The sequence below is a fragment of the Oxalobacteraceae bacterium OTU3CAMAD1 genome (assembly GCA_024123915.1).
Lineage (GTDB): Bacteria > Pseudomonadota > Gammaproteobacteria > Burkholderiales > Burkholderiaceae_D > Rugamonas.
In genome coordinates this window covers 1030753-1049594 of the sequence record CP099650.1, presented here as the reverse complement: position 1 = coordinate 1049594, position 18842 = coordinate 1030753, and the positions used below count along the sequence as shown (strand labels likewise).

Here is an 18842-nt window from a genome sequence, read left to right as displayed (position 1 = left end):
AACGAAATTCCGAATCCTGCGCATCCCGCAATACGATCCATTGCACCAGATTAGCCCAGCATTTGCCCGATCCGGTGCCAGACGCCGTCCGGCACATACAACAGCAACGTGGTCATGGTCAGGTAGCGCAGCAGTTTACCGACGGCCATGTAGGCCAGGCTGGGCCAGAAAGGCAGTTTGAGCCAGCCGCCCAAGGTGCACAGCGGATCGCCGATGCCGGGGAGCCAGGCCAGCAGCATGGTCTTGGCGCCATAGCGCTCCAGCCAATGGAACCAGCGGCTCTTGCGCTCCTTGGCGAAGGTGGTCTTGGCCTGGTAGCCGATCCAGTAATCGACGGCGCCGCCGAGGGTGTTGCCGACGGTGGCCACGCCGATGGCGCTCCAGAACAGCTCGGGATTGGCCTTGATCACCGCGAACACCGCCGGTTCCGAGCCCAGCGGCACCAGGGTGGCGGAGACGAAACTGATGATGAAGACCGATGTCAGGCCCACTTCCGGCGCCGCGAGCACATTGAGCAGCCAGGCGATTGCAGATTCGATCATCGGTTTCTTTAGCGGGACGAAAGGTGTCCATTATAATGATCCGCACACCGCACGATTGAACAGTTCGGTCCTGGCCCACCGGCCACGACCCGCGCCCCTGCCCGACCCGGTCACCCGCCGGATAGTTAGCATCGAACAACTGCGGAACCAAATCCCCCAGCGGGGTCAGGTCCGACATTCGGACACGAGCTGTGCCGTAACTGCGGCTACGGCACAGCTCGTGTCCGAATGTCGGACCTGACCCCCGAGGTTTTTTTGGCTCCGGCCCTCTGGAATCACTGTTTGCAGACCATGACTATCGACTATCTGAAGAAAATCCTGACCGCGCGCGTCTATGACGTCGCTGATGAAACCCCGCTGGAACTCGCGCCGACCCTGTCGCAGCGCTACGAGAACCGAATTTATTTCAAGCGCGAGGACATGCAGAGCGTGTTCAGCTTCAAGATTCGCGGCGCCTACAACAAGATGGCCCACCTGAGCGACGCCCAGCGCAAGCGCGGCGTCATCTGCGCCTCGGCCGGTAACCACGCCCAGGGCGTGGCGCTGTCGGCGGCCAAGCTGGGCTGCCGCGCGCTGATCGTCATGCCGACCACCACCCCGCAAGTGAAGATCGACGCCGTCAAGGCGCGCGGCGGCGCCGACGTCGAGGTGGTGCTGCACGGCGAGTCCTATACCGACGCCTACAACCACGCGCTGACCCTGGAGCAGGAACAGAAGCTGACTTTCGTCCATCCGTTCGACGATCCGGACGTCATCGCCGGCCAGGGCACCATCGGCATGGAAATCCTGCGCCAGCATTCCGGTCCGATCCACGCCATCTTCGTGGCCATCGGCGGCGGCGGCCTGATCGCCGGCGTGGCCTCGTACGTCAAGGCGATCCGTCCGGACATCAAGATCATCGGCGTGCAGACCATCGATTCGGACGCCATGGCGCGCAGCATCAAGGCGGGAGAGCGCGTCACCCTGGCCGACGTCGGCCTGTTCTCCGACGGCACCGCCGTGCGCCTGGTCGGCGAGGAAACCTTCCGCATCGCGCGCGAACTGGTCGACGACATCATCATCGTCGACACCGACGCCATCAGCGCCGCCATCAAGGATGTGTTCACCGACACCCGCAGCATCCTGGAGCCGGCCGGCGCGCTGGCCATCGCCGGCGCCAAGGCCTATATCGAGCGCGCGGCCATGACCAAGGACCCGATCAGGAACGAGACCCTGATCACCATCGCCTGCGGCGCCAACATGAATTTCGACCGCCTGCGCTTCGTCGCCGAGCGCGCCGAACTGGGCGAGGCGCGCGAGGCGGTGTTTGCCGTCACCTTGCCGGAGCAGCGCGGCAGCTTCAAGCGCTTCTGCTCGCTGGTGGGGCCGCGCAATGTGACCGAGTTCAACTACCGCATCAGCGACAAGGACGAGGCGCACGTGTTCGTCGGCGTGCAGATCGCCGACCGCGGCGAGTCCGGCGCGCTGGCGCGCAAGTTCGAGGAGCACGATTTCAAGACGTTGGACCTGACCCACGACGAGCTGGCCAAGGCCCACATCCGCCACCTGGTCGGCGGCAAGAGCGGGCTGGCCAAGGACGAGCTGCTGTACCGCTTCGAGTTTCCGGAGCGCCCGGGCGCGCTGATGCGCTTCCTCGACAGCATGGCGCCGAACTGGAACATCTCGCTGTGCCATTACCGCAGCCAGGGCGGCGACGTCGGCCGCATCCTGATCGGTTTGCAGGTGCCGTCCGAGGAGATGGGGGCCTTCGCGCAGTTCCTCACCACGCTCGGCTACCGCTATTGGGACGAGAGCGCCAATCCGGTCTACAAGCTGTTCCTGGGCTAGGGCGTCAGCGCCTTCTGAACCACGTAGGGCGGATTAGCGAAGCGTAATCCGCCATGCATGCGTTTCGACGGCGCACGCATTGGCCGATTACGGCGTCCCGCCTAATCCGCCCTACGTGATCAGGAGCGGGCCGCGACATGGTACGGTGAAATTAGGCTACCATTTCACCTTTACCGTTTCGCACACCGCCATGACCAACTCCGTCGACCTGTCCCCGCTGGGAAAAACCTCCGCCTACCGCACCGATTACGCGCCGGAGCTGCTGTTCCCCATCCCGCGCCAGGGCAAGCGCGACGAGCTGGGCCTGGCCGGCACCCTGCCCTTCTTCGGCGTCGACATCTGGAACGCCTACGAGATCTCCTGGCTCAACCAGCGCGGCAAACCGCAGGTGGCGATCGCCCGCGTGACCTTCCCGGCCGATTCGCCCAACATCATCGAATCGAAATCGTTCAAGCTCTACCTGAACTCGTTCAACCAGACCCGCCTGGAAAACGTGGTGGCGCTCAAGTCGCTGCTGCAGCAGGACCTGACCGAGGCGGCCGGTGCCAACGTCCACATCACCATCACCCAGCCGGAGGAATTCGGCATGATTTCGATGGGCGAACTCGACGGCCTGCTGCTGGACCGCCTCGACATCGAGGTCGACAACTACAGCCCGTCGCCGGAAATCCTCAAGGCCGCGCACGACGAGGAACCGGTCGAGGAAAAACTGGTGTCCCACCTGCTCAAGTCGAACTGCCTGGTCACCGGCCAGCCCGACTGGGCCAGCGTGCAAATCCATTATGCAGGCCCGCAAATCGACCAGGAAGGTTTATTGAAATACCTGATCGGTTTCCGCGAGCACAACGAATTCCACGAGCAATGCGTGGAACGCATCTTCGTCGACATCCTGCGCCAGTGCGCGCCGCAGCAACTGGCGGTGTACGCGCGCTACACCCGCCGGGGCGGGCTCGACATCAATCCATGGCGCAGCAATTTCAGCACGGCGCAGAAACCGCCGAACCTGCGCGGCGCACGTCAATAGCAAAAATCAGGCGTATGATGTGAGCCATGGTGCGATTTTCACAAGAAACGAGCCCATCTGTTGAAAAACGCGAAAAATCGGAAAAGCCCGTCGCTTTGCGGCGAAAAACCGGCGTTTTCACGCTTTATTGCGCATAAATAGCAAATGCTTTCTGTCGTGCATTTTCAATAACGCCCGTGGCGGCCCAACGCGCCGGCCGCCTGACACCAAAGCAACGCCGGCGCGAGCGAATTCATGTTACATGGCGCACAAACAAGCCTATAATTCGGCGGCACGCCTTGTGCGTCGTAACATTCTTATCGTCTTATGAATAACCTGAGCAAAATACTCTCACTCGACAATGTGCTGCTTGACCTGGAAGTCTCCAGCAAGAAGCGGGCATTCGAGCAAGCTGGTCTGATCTTCGAAAACAATTGCGGTATCGCCCGCTCCACCGTCTCGGACAACCTGTTCGCGCGCGAGCGCCTCGGTTCCACCGGGCTCGGTCATGGCGTGGCCGTGCCGCACGGCCGCATCAAGGGCATGAAGAGCCTGAAGTCGCCGCTGGCGGCGTTCGTCCGCCTGGCCGAGCCGATTCCGTTCGAGTCGCCCGACGGCAAGCCGGTCAACCTGCTGTTCTTCCTGTTGATCCCGGACCACGTCACCCAGCAGCACCTGGAAATCCTGTCGGAGATCGCCGAGATGTTCTCCGACGACGCCTTCCGCACCGCGCTCTCCACCGACCCGGACCCGAAATCGGTGCACTCGCGCATCATCAACTGGATGCCGAGCCTGCAGGCGGCCGGCTAAAAAGCGCGTCGCCAAGCGGCTGATAAGTGGCTTGCAAGCATGAGGTGCCGGACAATAGGTTAAACTAGGGCGTAGCCCCCGTTCAACCTCGAGATAAGACGACCCATGCTGCAAACGCCGCTGACGATACAAAGGCTTTACGACGACAATCGCGAGAGTTTGCAGCTCGGCTGGTTCGCCGGCTTTCCCGGCGGCGAGCGCCTCATCTCCGGCGACGTCGCCTCCGCCGCCGACCAGGTCGGCCACCTGAACACCATCCACCCGGGCCGCATCCAGGTCTTCGGGCACCAGGAAATCAATTACTACCAGCGCTTGAAGGCGCTCACGCGCGCCCACGTCATTGGCGAGCTGATCGCTGGCGGCCCGCCGGCGCTGATCATCGCCCAGGGTCTGGAAACGCCGCCCGACATCCTGGCCATCTGCGACGAAAAAAACATCCCGCTGTTCTCCACTCCGTTACCTGCCGCACAGGTGATCGACTTCCTGCGCGTGTATCTTTCCAAGAAGCTGGCGCAACGCATCATCATGCACGGCGTCTTCATGGACGTGCTGGGCGTGGGCGTGCTGATCACCGGCGACTCGGGCCTGGGCAAGAGCGAGCTGGGCCTGGAACTGATTTCGCGCTCGCACGGCCTGGTGGCCGACGACGCGGTCGAGTTTTCGCGCATCGCGCCCAACATGATCGAGGGCCGCTGCCCGGCCCTGCTGCAGAATCTGCTGGAAGTGCGCGGGCTGGGCTTGCTGGACATCAAGGCGATCTTCGGCGAGACGGCGGTGCGCCGCAAGATGCGCCTGAAGCTGATCGTGCACCTGGTGCGCCGTGGCGCGGCGGAAGAGGAAGTGGAGCGGCTGCCGTTCCAGTTCCCGACCGAGGACGTGCTGGGCCTGCCGATCCGCAAGGTCGTCATCCCGGTGGCGGCCGGCCGCAACATCGCGGTGCTGCTGGAAGCCGCCGTCCGCAACACGATACTGCAATTGCGCGGCATCGACACCTTACAAGAGTTCATGGAGCGTCAGAGACAAGCCATGAGCGGAGATTAAAGCCATCATGCGTATCGTCCTCATCACAGGTATATCCGGCTCCGGCAAATCGGTGGCCCTGAACGTGCTGGAAGACACCGGCCACTACTGTGTCGACAACCTGCCGCCGGCATTGCTGTCGAACCTGGTCGCGACCCTGGCCGAGGAAGGCTTGCAGGCGCTGGCGGTGGCCGTCGACGCCCGCAGCGCCGAATCGCTCGCTTCGCTGCCGGCCGACGTCAAGCGCCTGCGCGAAGAGGGACACGACGTCAAGGTCATGTTCCTGACCGCGAACACGCACTCGCTGGTGGCGCGCTTCTCGGAGACGCGCCGCAGCCATCCGCTGTCGCACGAGTTGCGTCCGGGCCAGAATCCGGCCGCGCGCCGCACCTTGATCGAATGCATTATGGAGGAGCGCGAGCGGCTGTCGGCCATCGAGCAGTTGGGCCACGTGGTCGATACGTCGGAACTAAGCGCCAACAAACTGCGCGCCTGGGTCAAGGACCTGGTCGCCAGCGAGGGCGCGCCGCTGACCTTGTTCTTCGAATCGTTCGCCTTCAAGCTGGGCGTGCCGATGGACGCCGATTTCGTGTTCGATGTGCGCGCCCTGCCGAACCCGTATTACGACCTGACGTTGCGCCCGCTGACGGGCCGCGACGCGCCGGTGATCGATTTTCTCGACGCCCAGCCCAGCGCCATCGAGATGATGGGCGATATCCGTGCGTTTGTTGAAAAGTGGCTGCCGTTCTTCAAGACCGACAACCGCAGCTACCTGACGGTGGCGCTGGGCTGCACCGGCGGCCAGCACCGCTCGGTCTACATGGCCGAAAAACTGGCCGCCTATTTCCACCCCAACGAACGCGTGGTCCTGCGCCACCGCGAGCAATAACCCATTAACCTGGCACCTGCCACGCATGGCCGGCGGCCTTCCCCGGGCCGTGCGTAAGGAATTCCCTACCAGGCAACTTCCATCTTCCCGACGGAAGAACCGTCCCCGCCCTATGGGCGCGGAGGAAGAGTGCTGCGATGATTTCAACATCGCAACACTAATTCCTAAAAGACAAAATGTCAGGCCGCCACTCCTCCGCAAGCCCGACGCCTGACCGCCCCGCGATCAAGGTGATGATCGTCGACGATTCGGCGCCGGTGCGCCGGACCCTCGCGGCGCTGCTGGCCGGCGACCCCGCCGTCGCCGTCATCGGCGCCGCCGGCGATCCGCTTCACGCGATGGACGCCATGGCCGGCGACTGGCCGGACGTAATCCTGCTGGACGTGGAGATGCCGCGCATGGACGGCATGGGCTTCCTGCGGCGCTTGATGCGCGAGCGGCCGACGCCGGTGGTGATCTGTTCCACGCTCACCGAGCGCGGCATCGAGACCACGCGGATGGCATTGGCGGCCGGCGCGGTCGCCGTGGTCGCCAAGCCCCGGCCCGGGCTCGAGCAGGTCTCGTTCGCCAGGGCCCTGGATCTGCTGCGTGTCGTCAAGGCTGCCGCGCGCGCCGCCCCCGCCGCCGCCGCCGGCCTGGCGCGGGCAAGCGGGCCTATATCCCGCTCCAATGCCGCCACGCCATCCGCCCCGCCCGTCGTCCGCCACGCGGCCGCCACCGACACGATCGTGGCCCTCGGCGCCTCCCTTGGCGGCACCCGCGCGCTGGAACTGGTGCTCTCCGCCCTGCCGGTGAGCTGTCCCGGCATCGTCATCGTCCAGCACATGCCGGAAAAATTCACCGACGGCTTCGCCCGTGGCCTCGACCGCGTATGCCGGATCGCGGTGCGCGAGGCGCGGCACGGCGACCGCGTCCTGCCGGGCACGGCCCTGATCGCCCCGGGCGGGCGGCACATGCGAGTACAGCGCAGCGGCACCGGATACTTCGTCGAGATCACGGAAGACCCGCACGTCAACCGCCACCGGCCGGCGGTCGATGTCCTGTTCGGCTCGCTCGCGCGGTGCGCCGGCCCCAACGCGCTGGGGGTGATCATGACCGGCATGGGCGACGACGGCGCGCGCGGCCTGCGCGCGATGCGCGACGCCGGCGCCCACACCATCGCCCAGGACGAGGCCAGCTGCGTGGTGTACGGCATGCCCAAGCAAGCTGTCAGGATGGACGCCGCGTGCGCCGTGCTGCCGCTGGGCGGGATCGCGGCGGCAATCCAGGCGGAGGGCCGGCTAGGCCAGGTGGCGCAGCGGGTGGGCGTGCTCGGGCCAGACCGGCGCGAACCAGCGCGCCACCTGCTCCTCGCCGACCTCCGCGATTGACGGCGGGCGCCATTGCGGCGCGTTGTCCTTGTCGATGACAAGCGCGCGCACGCCTTCGATCACCTCGCCGTTCTCGAAGACGCGGCGCACCAGCGCGCGCTCCATGCGCAGGCAGCCGGCCATATCCAGCGCCGCGCCGCGCCGTATCAGCTCGTGCGTCACGCACATCATCGACGGCGAGCGGCTCGCCATCGTCGCCATCGTTCCGCTGGCGAACGGACTCGCGTCCGCCTGCAGCGAGGCGACGATGGCCGCCACCGAGCCGGCGCCGAAGTGGCGGTCGATGGCCGCGCGCTCGGCCTCCAGCCTGCCCGGCCCGACCGCGCCCGTGAACGGCTCCGCGAAGGCCGCGATCGCCTCGACCAGTTCCGCGCCCGGGGTCGATTCCAGGATCGCATGCAGCAGCTCCAGTGCGTCCGCCGGCACATAGTGGTCGGACAGGCCGGCATACAGCGCGTCGGCCGCGCCTATCGTCACGCCGGTCACGCCCAGATAGCGCCCCAGCCCGCCCGGCGCGCGCGACAGGAAATAGCTGCCGCCCACATCCGGGAACAGGCCGATGTTCACCTCCGGCATCGCCATCTTCGTGCGCTCGGTGACGATGCGCACCCGGCTGTCCGGGCCGCTCTGCGCGATGCCCATGCCGCCGCCCATGACCACGCCGTCCATCAGCGCGATGTACGGCTTCGGATAGCTGTGGACCAGGTGGTTGAGGGAGTACTCCTCGGTGAAGAAATCCTCGAGCAGCGCGCTGCCGGCCTGCGGCGTGGCGCGCCCGGCCTCGTAGAAGAAACGGATATCGCCGCCGGCGCAGAAGGCCTTACCGCTGCTGGAGCGGATAACGACGGCGGCGACGGCGGAATCGTCGCGCCACGCCAGCAGCGCCGTCGTGATGGCGCGCAGCATCTCCAGGGACAGCGAGTTCAACGCCTTGGGCCGGTCCAGTGTGATGAAGCCGGTGCCGTTGACGATGCTGGTGTGGACCAATTCGCTCATGATGCCGCCGCCTTACGTGAAAATCTATCAAACCCGCATGCTTGCAGCGGGACGCTCGCCGTACCGCTTAGGGGTCGTACCCGTCGGGTACGACCCCGCCTGGCCGTGCGGGTTAAGCGCCTATTCTACCGCCGAAACGGGATAAATTATTTTCATCGAATCGGAAGCGGACACGGAAGCGGACACGGAAGCGGACAAAAACGCGGGCACAAAAAAGGGCGCCCTTGCGCCCTTTGTTGGATGGTGCCGGAGGCCGTTGTTATAGGGCGGCGGCAGCGGGTTCGTAGCTATCCGGGAGATGCTTGATCGCATCGTGGCCGTGCTGCTGAACTTTGGATTTGTATTTCATGACCTGCCGGTCAAGCTTGTCGACCAGGGTGTCGATCGCGGCGTACAGGTCTTGGGACAGGCTTTCCACGTACACGGTTTTACCCGACAGACGCAGATTGATTTCAGCCTTTTGGCGCTTGGATTTCTCTTTAAGGTTATCTACAGTCAGGATGACAGCAATATCAATAACTTGATCGAAGTGACGAGTGACACGTTCCAGTTTGTTCTGTACGTATTCGCGGATGGCCGCGGTCACTTCGAGATGATGTCCACTGATGGTCAGATTCATACACGCTCCTAAAGATAAATGTCGCTTACGGTCAGTGCCGCGCCCATTGCGGCCGGGCGCACAGTGACCAAGTAACTACAAAGACTTGCGGAGACTGACGGGAGGGATTTTCAACGCTTCGCGATATTTGGCAACAGTCCGTCGCGCAATCACCATGCCTTGTTCTCCCAGCATGTCCGCAATCTTACTGTCGGATAAAGGATTTTTAGGGTCTTCAGCTCCTGTCAATTGCACAATGAGTGCCCGTATCGCCGTCGAACTTGCTTCACCGCCCGCTTCGGTGGCGACGTGGCTACCAAAGAAATATTTCAACTCAAACATGCCGTGCGGCGTCAGCATGTACTTTTGAGTCGTCACCCGAGAAATAGTGCTCTCGTGTAAACCCAGTGTATCAGCAATTTCGCGAAGCACAAGGGGGCGCATGGCAACGGCGCCGTGCGAGAAAAAGTTCTTTTGTCTTTCTACTATCGCTTGCGCCACGCGCAGGATGGTGTCGAAGCGCTGGCGCATATTCTTGATCAGCCACTTGGCTTCCTGCAGCTGGGCGCCCATCGCGCCCTCGCCCTTGCCCTGCTTGAGCAGGTTGGCGTACATGGCGTTGACCCGCAGGCGCGGCATGACGTCGTTGTTGAGGCTGACCTGCCAGCCGGTGCGCGACTTCTTGACGATCACGTCCGGCACCACGTAGTCCGACACGTCCGACGCGAAGGCCGAGCCCGGATGCGGATTGCAGAGGCGGATGACGGCCTGCGCCTCGCGCAGATCCTCGTCGTCGCACACCAGCGCCTTTTTCAGCTTGTTGAAATCGCGCTGGGCGAACCAGGTCAAATGGTTCTCGACGATGGTCAGCGCCATGCGCCGCGTCACCAGCGCGATGCCGGGCAGGCGCTTGATCTGCAGCGCCAGGCATTCGGAGGCGTTGCGCGCGCCCACGCCCATCGGATCGAAACTTTGCAGCATCGACAAGGCGGTGCGCAGTTCGTCGATGTCGACTTCCAGTTCCTCCGGCAGGCGCGCGTGGATCTCTTCCAGCGGCTCCTCCAGGTAGCCGTTCTCGTCGAGCGCGTCGATGATCAGCTCGACCAGCGCGCGGTCGCGCATCTCCAGCACGGTCACGCGCATCTGCTCCATCAGGTGCTCGCGCAGGGTGCAGTGGTTCGCCTCCAGTTGCGGACGCGCGTCCTCGTCGTCGGGCGCCTTGCTGCGGCCGGCGTCGCTCCAGTCGACATCGGCCTCGCTGCTGGTACTTTCGGTATCGGCGGCCGGGCCGTCGTAGTTGTCGGCGTCGGCGGGGGCCGGCGCGTCCTGCTGGTTCGGCGGGCCTTCGGGCGGGGCCTCGCCGGACGGCGCCTGCTGGCTGATGGCGCCGTCGGACAGCAGCCGCAGCGAACGGTCGAGCGGGTCGTCCAGGCGCTCGAGCAAGGGATTGTCGGTGAGTAGCTGCTCGAGCTCCTGGTGCAGCTCCAGCGTGGACAGCTGCAGCAGACGGATCGACTGCTGCAGCTGGGGTGTCAGCGCGAGGTGCTGCGACGTGCGCAGTTGCAATGACTGTTTCATGGGGCGCGATTACATTCTGAAGTGTTCACCCAGGTACACGCGGCGGACCGACTCGTCGGCGATGATGTCGTCCGGCCGGCCTGAAGCCAGAACCGAGCCCTGGTTGATGATATATGCGCGGTCGCAGATGCCCAGCGTCTCGCGCACATTGTGATCGGTAATGAGGACGCCGATATTGCGTTCCTTGAGGAAGCGCACGATGCGCTGGATCTCAATGACGGCAATCGGGTCGACCCCGGCGAAAGGTTCGTCCAGCAGCACGAAGCGCGGGTTGGTGGCCAGCGCGCGGGCGATCTCCACGCGGCGGCGTTCGCCGCCGGACAGCGACAGCGCCTGGTTTTCGCGCAGCTTTTCGATTTGCAGATCGGCCAGCAGGGTATTGAGCCGTTCATCGATGGCAGCCTTGGATAAAGGCTTGCCGTCCACTTTCTGGATTTCGAGGACGGCGCGGATATTCTCTTCCACGGTCAGCTTGCGGAACACCGAAGCCTCCTGTGGCAGGTAGGACAGGCCGAGCGAAGCGCGGCGGTGGATCGGCAGCGAGGAGATGTCGACGCCGCTGATGTCGATGGTGCCGGCGTCCGACGGCACCAGGCCGACGATCATATAGAACGAAGTGGTCTTGCCGGCGCCGTTGGGGCCGAGCAGGCCGACCACTTCGCCGCATTCGACTTGCAGCGAGACGTCATGCACGACCTGGCGCTTGCCGTAGGTCTTTTGCAGGCCGCGCACGATCAGGGTGCTACCGCATGTTGGCTCCATGCTTATTTCCCCGCCGCTGGGTTGGTCGCGGGTGCCGGCGCTGGCGCCTGCTTGACCGACGGCTGGATCACCATCGTGCTGCGGCCGGCGCCCGGCTTGCTTTCGCCGGTCGGGGTGTTCTTCACGGCGAAGAATTCGCGCCGGCTGTCATACGAGATGAACTCGCCGTCGACCTGGCTGGCGGTCTTGCTGCCTTCCAGCTTCTTGATCTGCGCCTTCGAGAACAGCTTGACCAGCTCGGTCTTGCTGTCGTACTCGATGCGGTCGGCGCGACCCTCGACCCACTGGTCGCCGGCGCCGTCGAGCTTTTGGCGGAATGTCGCCTGCGTGCCGCCGCCGGCCGTCAGCACCACGAAGGAGTAGCCTTCCGGATCTTCGGTGACCACCGCCTTGGGCGACTTCATCAGCAAAGTGCCGCGCGTCAGCACGACGTTGCCGGTGAAGGTCTTGATCTGCTTGACGTCGTCGGCGTCGAGGTTGTCGAAGGAAATCTCGGTCGGCTTGTTGGAGTCGGCTTTTTCGGCATGGGCCGCGCCCAGGGCGGCCAGCAGCAAGGCGGCCGACAGTATCAGTTTTTTCATCGTCGTGTCCTTCATATCTGTTTTTAACGTGGCGCCTTCGGCGGCATCGTGATCGTTCCGCGCCCGCCCAGTTGCAACTGGCGCGTGGCGTTATTGGTTTTCATGCCGGTGCCGCTGGAGGTCGTGCTGCCCAGCTTCATCTGCACCGGCGCCTTGGTTTCCATCCGCTCTTCGTCCGGGAACACCGTCAGCGTGCTGGTCTGCAGGCGCATCGCCTCGGCCTTCGGCGAAGCCGGCCGCACCACGTCGACATTGCCGTTGAGCGTGACCCGCGTGTTGTTCTGGTCGACCCGCGCGGTGTCGGCGTGGATCGTCATCGGCGGCTGCTGGCCCGACAGGCTGTTCAGGAACGGCTTGTCGATGTCGGACGAGTCGTCGATCGGCCGGTGGGTCAGCTTGTCGCCGGAGATGATGTAGGCCGGCTTGCCCTCCTTGGTCATGCGCACCAGGCTGAAGCGGTCGATGATGTAGTCCGGTTCGTTGAGGAACTGGTCGGCCTGCTGCTCCTGGCCGGACTGGTTGACCACCTGCACCAGCCAAAAGCTGCCGACGGCGACAAACACGCCGATGATCATGGTCAGCGTCAGCTGCCAGCGATGTGCTGTTCTTTTACGCATGATTACACTCCGTCACACCATGAACTGCGCCAGCACGCGCTCGTAAGTGCCCTGCGCGTGCAGCAGCAGTTCGCACACTTCGCGCACCGCGCCGCGTCCGCCCTGCGCCACCGTCACGTGGTGGGCGCGCTCGAGCACCTCCTTGCGCCCGCCCGGCACCGCCACCGCGAAGCCGACCCGCGTCAGGATCGGCAGGTCGACGATGTCGTCGCCGATGAAGCCGACCTGCTCGGCCGTCAAGCCGGTCTTGTCCAGCAGCGCGTTGAACGGCGTCAGTTTGTCGTGTCCGCCCTGGTGCAGGAAGCCGATGCCGAGGTCGGCGGCGCGCTTGACCACCTGCGGCGACACGCGCGCGCTGATGATGGCCGTCTGCACGCCGGACTCCTGCAACAGCTTGATGCCCAGGCCGTCGTACACGTTGAAGGTCTTGAGCGCCTCGCCGTCGGCGCCGTAATGCAGGCTGCCGTCGGTGAGCACGCCGTCGACGTCGAAGATCATCAGTTTGACGCGCGCGGCGCGTTCCACATAAGTCAGCTCGGTCATCAGATTACCTTTGCTCGGGTCAGGTCGTGGATGTGCAGCGCGCCGACCAGCTTGCCATCGGCGTCGGTCACCAGCATCTGGTTGATGCGGTACTGCTCCATCACGGCCACGGCGTCGACCGCCAGTTTTTCCGGCGAGATGCTGCGCGGATTCGGGTGCATCACGTCGCGGATCACCACCTTGGTGAAGTCCTGGACCTTCTCGATCATGCGGCGCAGGTCGCCGTCGGTGAACACGCCGACCGGCTTGCCGTCGGCGTCGACGATGGCGGTCATGCCCATGCCTTTTTGCGTGATCTCCAGCAGCGCCTCCGTCAGTTTGACGTCGGCGCCGACCTTCGGCACGTCGTCGCCGCTGCGCATGACGTCGCGCACGTGCGTCAACAGGCGCCGGCCCAGCGCGCCGCCCGGATGGGAGCGCGCGAAATCTTCCTCGCGGAAGCCGCGCAGGTCCAGCAGCGCGACGGCCAGCGCGTCGCCCAGCGCCAGGGTGACCGTGGTCGACGTCGTCGGCGCCAGGTTCATCGGGCAGGCTTCCTTGGCCACGGCCACGTTCAGGTGGACGTCGGCGATCTCGGCCAGGCTCGAGCCGGGCTTGCCGGTCATCGCGATGACCTTGCTGCCCATGCGTTTCACCACAGGCAAGATGGTCATCAGTTCGGCGCTCTCGCCGGAATACGAAATGGCGATGAAGGCGTCGTCGGCGGTGACCATGCCGAGGTCGCCGTGCGCGGCCTCGGCCGGATGCACGAACAGCGCCGGCGTGCCGGTCGAGGCCAGCGTCGCGGCGATCTTGCGGCCGATGTGGCCGGACTTGCCGATGCCCGACACCACTACTCTACCCTTGCAATTTAGCAACAGTTCGATGGCGCGCACCACGCTGTCGTCGTCGCCCAGGCGGGCATTCAGGGCGGCGATGGCGTCTGCCTCGTTTTGCAACGTTTCACGGGCCAGCCGTAAGGCGTTCCCGGCCATTTTTGCGTCGAAAGCTTTCAGCATTGTTTTTTCATGGGTTACACTCATACCCAAGTATAGCCGAATTGAGAAAGCAAAAAACTTGCCAGTCAAAACATAACGCCCGGCCCCGGCGATGAACAACTAAATATTATTCTACTGGCTATGTTGAAATGACGTTTTCACCCCTGGAATTAACCCTGATACTGCTCGGCAGCGCCGTGTTGGGCGTGGTCGCTTTCCGCATGATGCACCTGCCGCCGATGCTCGGCTACCTGGCCGTCGGCATCCTGATCGGTCCCCACGCGCTGGGCCTGGCCGAACAAAGCGAGGCCACCCACGGACTGGCCGAGTTCGGCGTGGTGTTCCTGATGTTCTCCATCGGCCTCGAATTCTCGCTCCCCAAACTGATGGCCATGCGCGGCATCGTCTTCGGGCTCGGCATGGCGCAGGTGGTGTTCACCATCGCCGCCACCATGCTGTTCGGCTGGACGATCGCCACCCAGCTGCCCCCCTCCGTCCAGATCAGCTGGCAAGCCTCGTTCGCGCTCGGCGGCGCGCTGGCCATGTCGTCGACCGCCATCGTGGTCAAGATGCTGACCGAGCGGCTCGAGCTCGAAAGCGAACACGGCCGTAAGATCATCGGCATCCTGCTGTTCCAGGATCTGGCCGTGGTGCCGCTGCTGATCCTGATCCCGTCGCTGGGCCAGCGCCCCGACGCGCTGGTCGAGACGCTGGCCTGGGCCGGCCTCAAGGCCGTCATCGTGCTGGCGCTGCTGCTGTTCGTCGGCCACCGCCTGATGCGCGGCTGGTTCACCATCGTCGTCAAGCGCCGCTCGCAAGAGCTGTTCATGCTCAACCTGCTCTTGATCACCCTGGGCGCGGCCTGGATCACCGAGCGCGCCGGCCTGTCGCTCGCGCTGGGCGCCTTCGTGGCCGGCATGCTTATCTCCGAGACCGAATACCGGCACCAGGTGGAGGAGGACATCAAGCCCTTCCGCGACGTGCTGCTGGGGCTGTTCTTCATCACCATCGGCATGCTGCTCAACGTTCGCCTGGTGCTGGAGAACTGGTGGCTGGTGCTGGTGTTGCTGGGCGGCCCGGTACTGCTGAAATTCGCGCTGATCGCCGGCCTGGCCAAGCTGTTCGGCTCGTCGGACGGCGTCTCGATCCGCACCGGCCTGGCGCTGGCGCAGGCCGGCGAGTTCGGCTTCGTGCTGCTGAACCTGGCCGGCGGCAGCAAGCTGATGGACCCGTTCATCATCCAGGTGGTGCTGGCGTCGATGGTGCTGTCGATGTTGGTGGCGCCGTTCCTCATCGCCAAGTCGGACCAGATCGTCATGAAGGTATCGAGCAACGAGTGGATGATGCAATCGCTGGCGCTGACCAAGATCGCCAGCCGCACCATGTCCACCAGCAAGCATGTGATTGTCGCCGGCTTCGGCCGCAGCGGCCAGAGCCTGGCGACCCTGCTGAGCGAGGAAAACATCGAGTATCACGCGCTCGACCTCGACCCCGAGCGGGTGCAGGAGGCCCAGGCGGCCGGGCGGCAAGTGTCGTACGGCGACGCCGCGCGGCGCGAGAGCCTGATCGCGGCCGGCATCTACCGCGCCAGCGCGGTGGTGATCACCTACGCCAGCACGCCGTCGGCGCTCAAGGTGCTGCACCTGGTGCACGAGCTGGCGCCGACATTGCCGGTGATCGTGCGCGCGCACGACGACACCGACCTGGACCGGCTCAAGGAGGCCGGCGCGACCGAGGTGGTGCCGGAACTGATGGAGGGCAGCCTGATGCTGGCCTCGCACGCGCTGGTGATGCTGGGCGTGCCGCTGCGGCGCGTGGTGCACCGGGTGCAGGCCGCGCGCGAGGAACGCTACGCGTCGCTGCGCGGCTACTTCCGTGGCGTCAGCGACGCCGGCGAGGATGCCGACCTGGAGCGGCTGCACTCGGTCACCCTGGACGGCGGCGCCACCGCCGTCGGCCGCCCGCTGGGCGAGATCGACGTGGCCGGCTCGGGCGCCGAGGTGACCACCGTCCGGCGCGGCAAGGCGCAGCTCGACGCGGGGCCGGACACGGTGCTCGAGGCGGGCGACGTGGTGGTGGTGCGCGGCGGGGCGGACGCCGTCGCGCGCGCGGAAAGCCGGTTGCTGCGCTAGCGCCCGAGTGCGCGGGCGCAGCCGGCCGTCACGGTTTTTCGCAGCTGGCGATAGTGGTCGTTTCCACCGGCGCCTTTTGATCCGGCTCGGTCACATCGTAGACGTCCTGGGTGCAGGTACCGTTGGCGAAATTGAACATCACCAGATACTTGTGCAGGGGCTGCGGCGTGAATTGGGCGGTCAGCGGCCCGCACGAGCCGTTGCTGCGGAAGCCGACGGTCGAATCGCTCCAGCTCGAGTAGCCCCGGATCTGCAACGGCTTGTCCGCCTTGACCACCGTCTCGATCTGCGGATAGGCGCCCAGCAGGCGGTTGCTGCGCTCCACCGTCTTGTAGACGAATCCCAACAACTTCTGGCGCAACAAATCGGCCGCGAACACCTTGCCGATCGGCTCCAGCCCCTTGCACGACTCGGACTCGGTGCTGGTGCCGAACTGGACGATCATGCCGGCGCCGTCCGATTTGTAGACGATGGACGCACTGTCCGGCGGAAACGGCACGTTCACCGCCTGGGCGGCGGCGTCGGACGACCACGGCAGCGCGCAGCACAGCGCGACGCCGAGGAAAAGTGCCTGGGAAGATTTTTTCATGACATGCCTGTTGTAAAAGAATTGACAACAAGCATATCATTTATTTCCATGCGGCAACAGCGGTATTTGCCCGCGCCGGGATTCAGGGCCGCCAGATCAGGGTGGTCCTGGGGTTGATGTCGGTGGCCGAACCCACGGTCGAGCCGGCGTCCACGAAGCCGGAGCGGTTGCCCGCGCCCAGGTTCAGGCCCGCCCCCCGGTACTCGACGTCGCCGTACAGGTTCAAGGTGCCCGAGGCGCCCTGGTTCGGCTCGAAGAAGCCCAGCGGATAGAAGCTGGTGCGCACCTGGGCCGAGCCCGACACATTGAAGCTGTTGTTGCCCCAGTTACTGCCGGTCACGCCGACCACGCTCAAGCCACCCACCGTGCCGCCGGTGACCGAACCATTGGCGATGATGGCCTGGTCCTCGATGCGCGCGGTGCCGCTGGCCCGGCCGCCTGGCAGGATGGCGGCGTAGGGGCCGACGTAGACCGTGGAAGGCGTGCCGGACGGCGCGCAGCCGGCGCCGTTGGCGTGGCGCACGGTGCCCGCCGGACAGGCGTCGCGCTGGCCGTTCTGGAAGCCCTGCGGCCAGGCGTTGGCCAGCTCGATCATGTACGGATAGCGCCAGATGGTGTTGTAGTCCTGGTCCCAGACGATGGTCTTGAAGGCCGAGGGCGTGGCCGCCACCACCATGAACAGCGGCTCGCCCGGATTGACGGCGAACGTCAGGTCGGCGTTCAGGCCCTTTTGCAATGCGCTGCGGCGCGCCGACGTGAACTGCGTGTTGGTCGCCACCAGCGCCCAGCGGAAGTCGGCGTCCGAGCCCGACTGGTTGACGCCACGGAACTTGACCGTCACCGTCGTCGCGCCGTTGACCGGGTACAGCCGCACAACGTTGTAGCCGAAGCGCTGCGGCGCGCCGTAGAACGGCGAAGCGAAGCGGCGGTTGGTCGTCCAATTGTTGTCCAGGGCCTCCAGCGGCATCAGCCTGCGCTTGCGTTCGGCCTTGTCGGCCGAGGTGATGTTGCCGTAGCTGTTGCGGAAGGCGGCCGGCGTCGCCTTATAGTCCCACACCACGTTGTGCGTGGCCCAGTCGCCGATGAAGTCGTTGAGCTGCGAGACGCTCCAGCCGCGCGAGGTCTGGATGTTGGTGAACGGGTCGCCCCCCGGGGTGGTCCAGATCTGCGTGACCGCCTCCGAACCATGCTTGTCCTTCAGGTACTCCATGAATTGCCAATTGCAATAGCGGTCGCGGGACGAGCCGAGGTACAGGTGCGGCGCGTTCGGCAGCATCTCGGAGCAATGCACCTCGCTCTGGTATTCGGGCAGCTGGTGCGGCGTGAAGTTGGCATGGCTCTCGAAGATCCAGCCGCAGGTGTTGGACTGGTTGCAGGCCAGGCCGCCGTTGTAGTTGCTCCACGACTGCCAGCCGTGCGTGAACTCGTGGGTCAGGCCCCAGCGGTCCCGCAGCGCCGCCGGCGCGATCCACATGCCCATGTGCAGCGCGCGCTGGCTGTCCACCCAGGCGCCGCCGGTCAGGCCCCAGCCGGAATGGATGTGGATCGCCGGCTTGATCTTGTCGGCCCGGTTGAAGAACGGTTCGGGCATGAACAGGTTGGCGTTGAACAGGTTTTGCCAGACGACGTTCTCCAGCGTGTCGGCGGCCAGGTTGAGGTCGGCGTCGGACAGCGTCTCGTCCGAGTAGAAGGCGAAGTGGGTCGATTCCTTGACCAGCCTGAAGTTGGCTTGTTCGGGGTTGGGTCCGCCGGCGCGCCAGGTGCCGGGCGTGACGGCCGGTCCCCGGACCGTCGCCGGGCCCCAGGCGGTGGCCGTCGTGCCCTGGTCGACGACCTGGGCCGACGCCGTCGTCAACGGCACGACAGCGCCGAACGCGGCGGCCAGGACTAAACGTTGCAGCAATGTGTACAACGGCGCGGGCTTGGCCCCGGCGCCTGCGTGGCGGATCGTCATGTTCATCTCCTGTTATGAGTGTCTGCATCACCAGCAATTGAGCACCAATAGTCA

General features: G+C 64.8%; 18 protein-coding genes. 7 read left to right on the top strand and 11 right to left on the bottom strand.

The window, feature by feature from the left end; all coding sequences use genetic code 11:
• Positions 1–50: 50 nt before the first annotated feature.
• Positions 51–542, bottom strand: coding sequence for a DedA family protein (locus NHH88_04465; protein USX15058.1), 492 nt, complete (start codon positions 540–542; stop codon positions 51–53).
• 291 nt (positions 543–833) lie between these two features.
• Between NHH88_04465 and ilvA the strand changes: the two genes are divergently transcribed.
• The 6 genes from ilvA (at position 834) to NHH88_04435 (ending at position 7461) form a co-directional block, all read left to right on the top strand.
• A complete protein-coding gene (ilvA, locus tag NHH88_04460; GenBank protein ID USX15057.1) occupies positions 834–2369 on the top strand; it encodes a threonine ammonia-lyase, biosynthetic in 1536 nt (511 codons plus the stop codon).
• Between the two features lie 190 nt (positions 2370–2559).
• Complete coding sequence (gene queF / locus NHH88_04455) at positions 2560–3393, top strand: NADPH-dependent 7-cyano-7-deazaguanine reductase QueF (GenBank protein USX15056.1); 834 nt, start codon at positions 2560–2562, stop codon at positions 3391–3393.
• A gap of 306 nt (positions 3394–3699) precedes the next feature.
• Positions 3700–4182 carry a PTS sugar transporter subunit IIA gene (locus NHH88_04450; protein USX15055.1) on the top strand — a complete coding sequence of 161 codons (483 nt, stop codon included), beginning with the start codon at positions 3700–3702 and terminating at the stop codon, positions 4180–4182.
• 105 nt (positions 4183–4287) lie between these two features.
• Positions 4288–5223: an HPr(Ser) kinase/phosphatase gene (hprK, locus tag NHH88_04445; protein ID USX15054.1), complete on the top strand. Its 936-nt coding sequence runs from the start codon at positions 4288–4290 to the stop codon at positions 5221–5223.
• Between the two features lie 7 nt (positions 5224–5230).
• Positions 5231–6091 (top strand): RNase adapter RapZ, encoded by an 861-nt coding sequence (gene rapZ / locus NHH88_04440; protein ID USX15053.1) that lies wholly within the window; start codon positions 5231–5233, stop codon positions 6089–6091.
• A gap of 176 nt (positions 6092–6267) precedes the next feature.
• Entirely contained in the window at positions 6268–7461 is a 1194-nt protein-coding gene (locus NHH88_04435) for a chemotaxis response regulator protein-glutamate methylesterase (protein USX15052.1), read from the top strand.
• Here NHH88_04435 and NHH88_04430 read toward each other — a convergent pair.
• The 8 genes from NHH88_04430 to NHH88_04395 form a co-directional block, all read right to left on the bottom strand.
• The gene (locus NHH88_04430; GenBank protein ID USX15051.1) at positions 7372–8457 is read right to left on the bottom strand and encodes an enoyl-CoA hydratase/isomerase family protein; all 1086 of its coding nucleotides are present in this window, start codon (positions 8455–8457) and stop codon (positions 7372–7374) included. The genes NHH88_04435 and NHH88_04430 overlap by 90 nt on opposite strands.
• Positions 8458–8716: 259 nt before the next feature.
• Complete coding sequence (gene raiA / locus NHH88_04425; GenBank protein USX15050.1) at positions 8717–9076, bottom strand: ribosome-associated translation inhibitor RaiA; 360 nt, start codon at positions 9074–9076, stop codon at positions 8717–8719.
• A 75-nt stretch (positions 9077–9151) separates the two neighbouring features.
• Positions 9152–10633, bottom strand: coding sequence for an RNA polymerase factor sigma-54 (locus NHH88_04420; protein USX15049.1), 1482 nt, complete (start codon positions 10631–10633; stop codon positions 9152–9154).
• A 9-nt stretch (positions 10634–10642) separates the two neighbouring features.
• Entirely contained in the window at positions 10643–11395 is a 753-nt protein-coding gene (gene lptB / locus NHH88_04415; GenBank protein USX15048.1) for an LPS export ABC transporter ATP-binding protein, read from the bottom strand.
• Between the two features lie 2 nt (positions 11396–11397).
• Positions 11398–11976: a lipopolysaccharide transport periplasmic protein LptA gene (gene lptA / locus NHH88_04410; protein USX15047.1), complete on the bottom strand. Its 579-nt coding sequence runs from the start codon at positions 11974–11976 to the stop codon at positions 11398–11400.
• Positions 11977–11999: 23 nt separating this feature from the next.
• Positions 12000–12593 (bottom strand): LPS export ABC transporter periplasmic protein LptC, encoded by a 594-nt coding sequence (gene lptC, locus NHH88_04405; protein USX15046.1) that lies wholly within the window; start codon positions 12591–12593, stop codon positions 12000–12002.
• A 12-nt stretch (positions 12594–12605) separates the two neighbouring features.
• Positions 12606–13136 (bottom strand): HAD hydrolase family protein, encoded by a 531-nt coding sequence (locus NHH88_04400; protein ID USX15045.1) that lies wholly within the window; start codon positions 13134–13136, stop codon positions 12606–12608.
• Positions 13136–14134, bottom strand: coding sequence for a KpsF/GutQ family sugar-phosphate isomerase (locus tag NHH88_04395; protein ID USX15044.1), 999 nt, complete (start codon positions 14132–14134; stop codon positions 13136–13138). The genes NHH88_04400 and NHH88_04395 overlap by 1 nt, the downstream gene beginning before the upstream one ends.
• Before the next feature lie 128 nt (positions 14135–14262).
• Between NHH88_04395 and NHH88_04390 the strand changes: the two genes are divergently transcribed.
• Positions 14263–16245, top strand: a complete 1983-nt coding sequence (locus tag NHH88_04390) for a cation:proton antiporter (protein ID USX15043.1) — start codon at positions 14263–14265, stop codon at positions 16243–16245.
• 28 nt (positions 16246–16273) lie between these two features.
• Here the strand turns inward: NHH88_04390 and NHH88_04385 are convergent, their stop codons facing one another.
• The gene (locus tag NHH88_04385) at positions 16274–16834 is read right to left on the bottom strand and encodes a hypothetical protein (protein ID USX15042.1); all 561 of its coding nucleotides are present in this window, start codon (positions 16832–16834) and stop codon (positions 16274–16276) included.
• A gap of 82 nt (positions 16835–16916) precedes the next feature.
• The gene (locus tag NHH88_04380; protein ID USX15041.1) at positions 16917–18788 is read right to left on the bottom strand and encodes a DUF6055 domain-containing protein; all 1872 of its coding nucleotides are present in this window, start codon (positions 18786–18788) and stop codon (positions 16917–16919) included.
• Positions 18789–18842 lie beyond the last annotated feature (54 nt).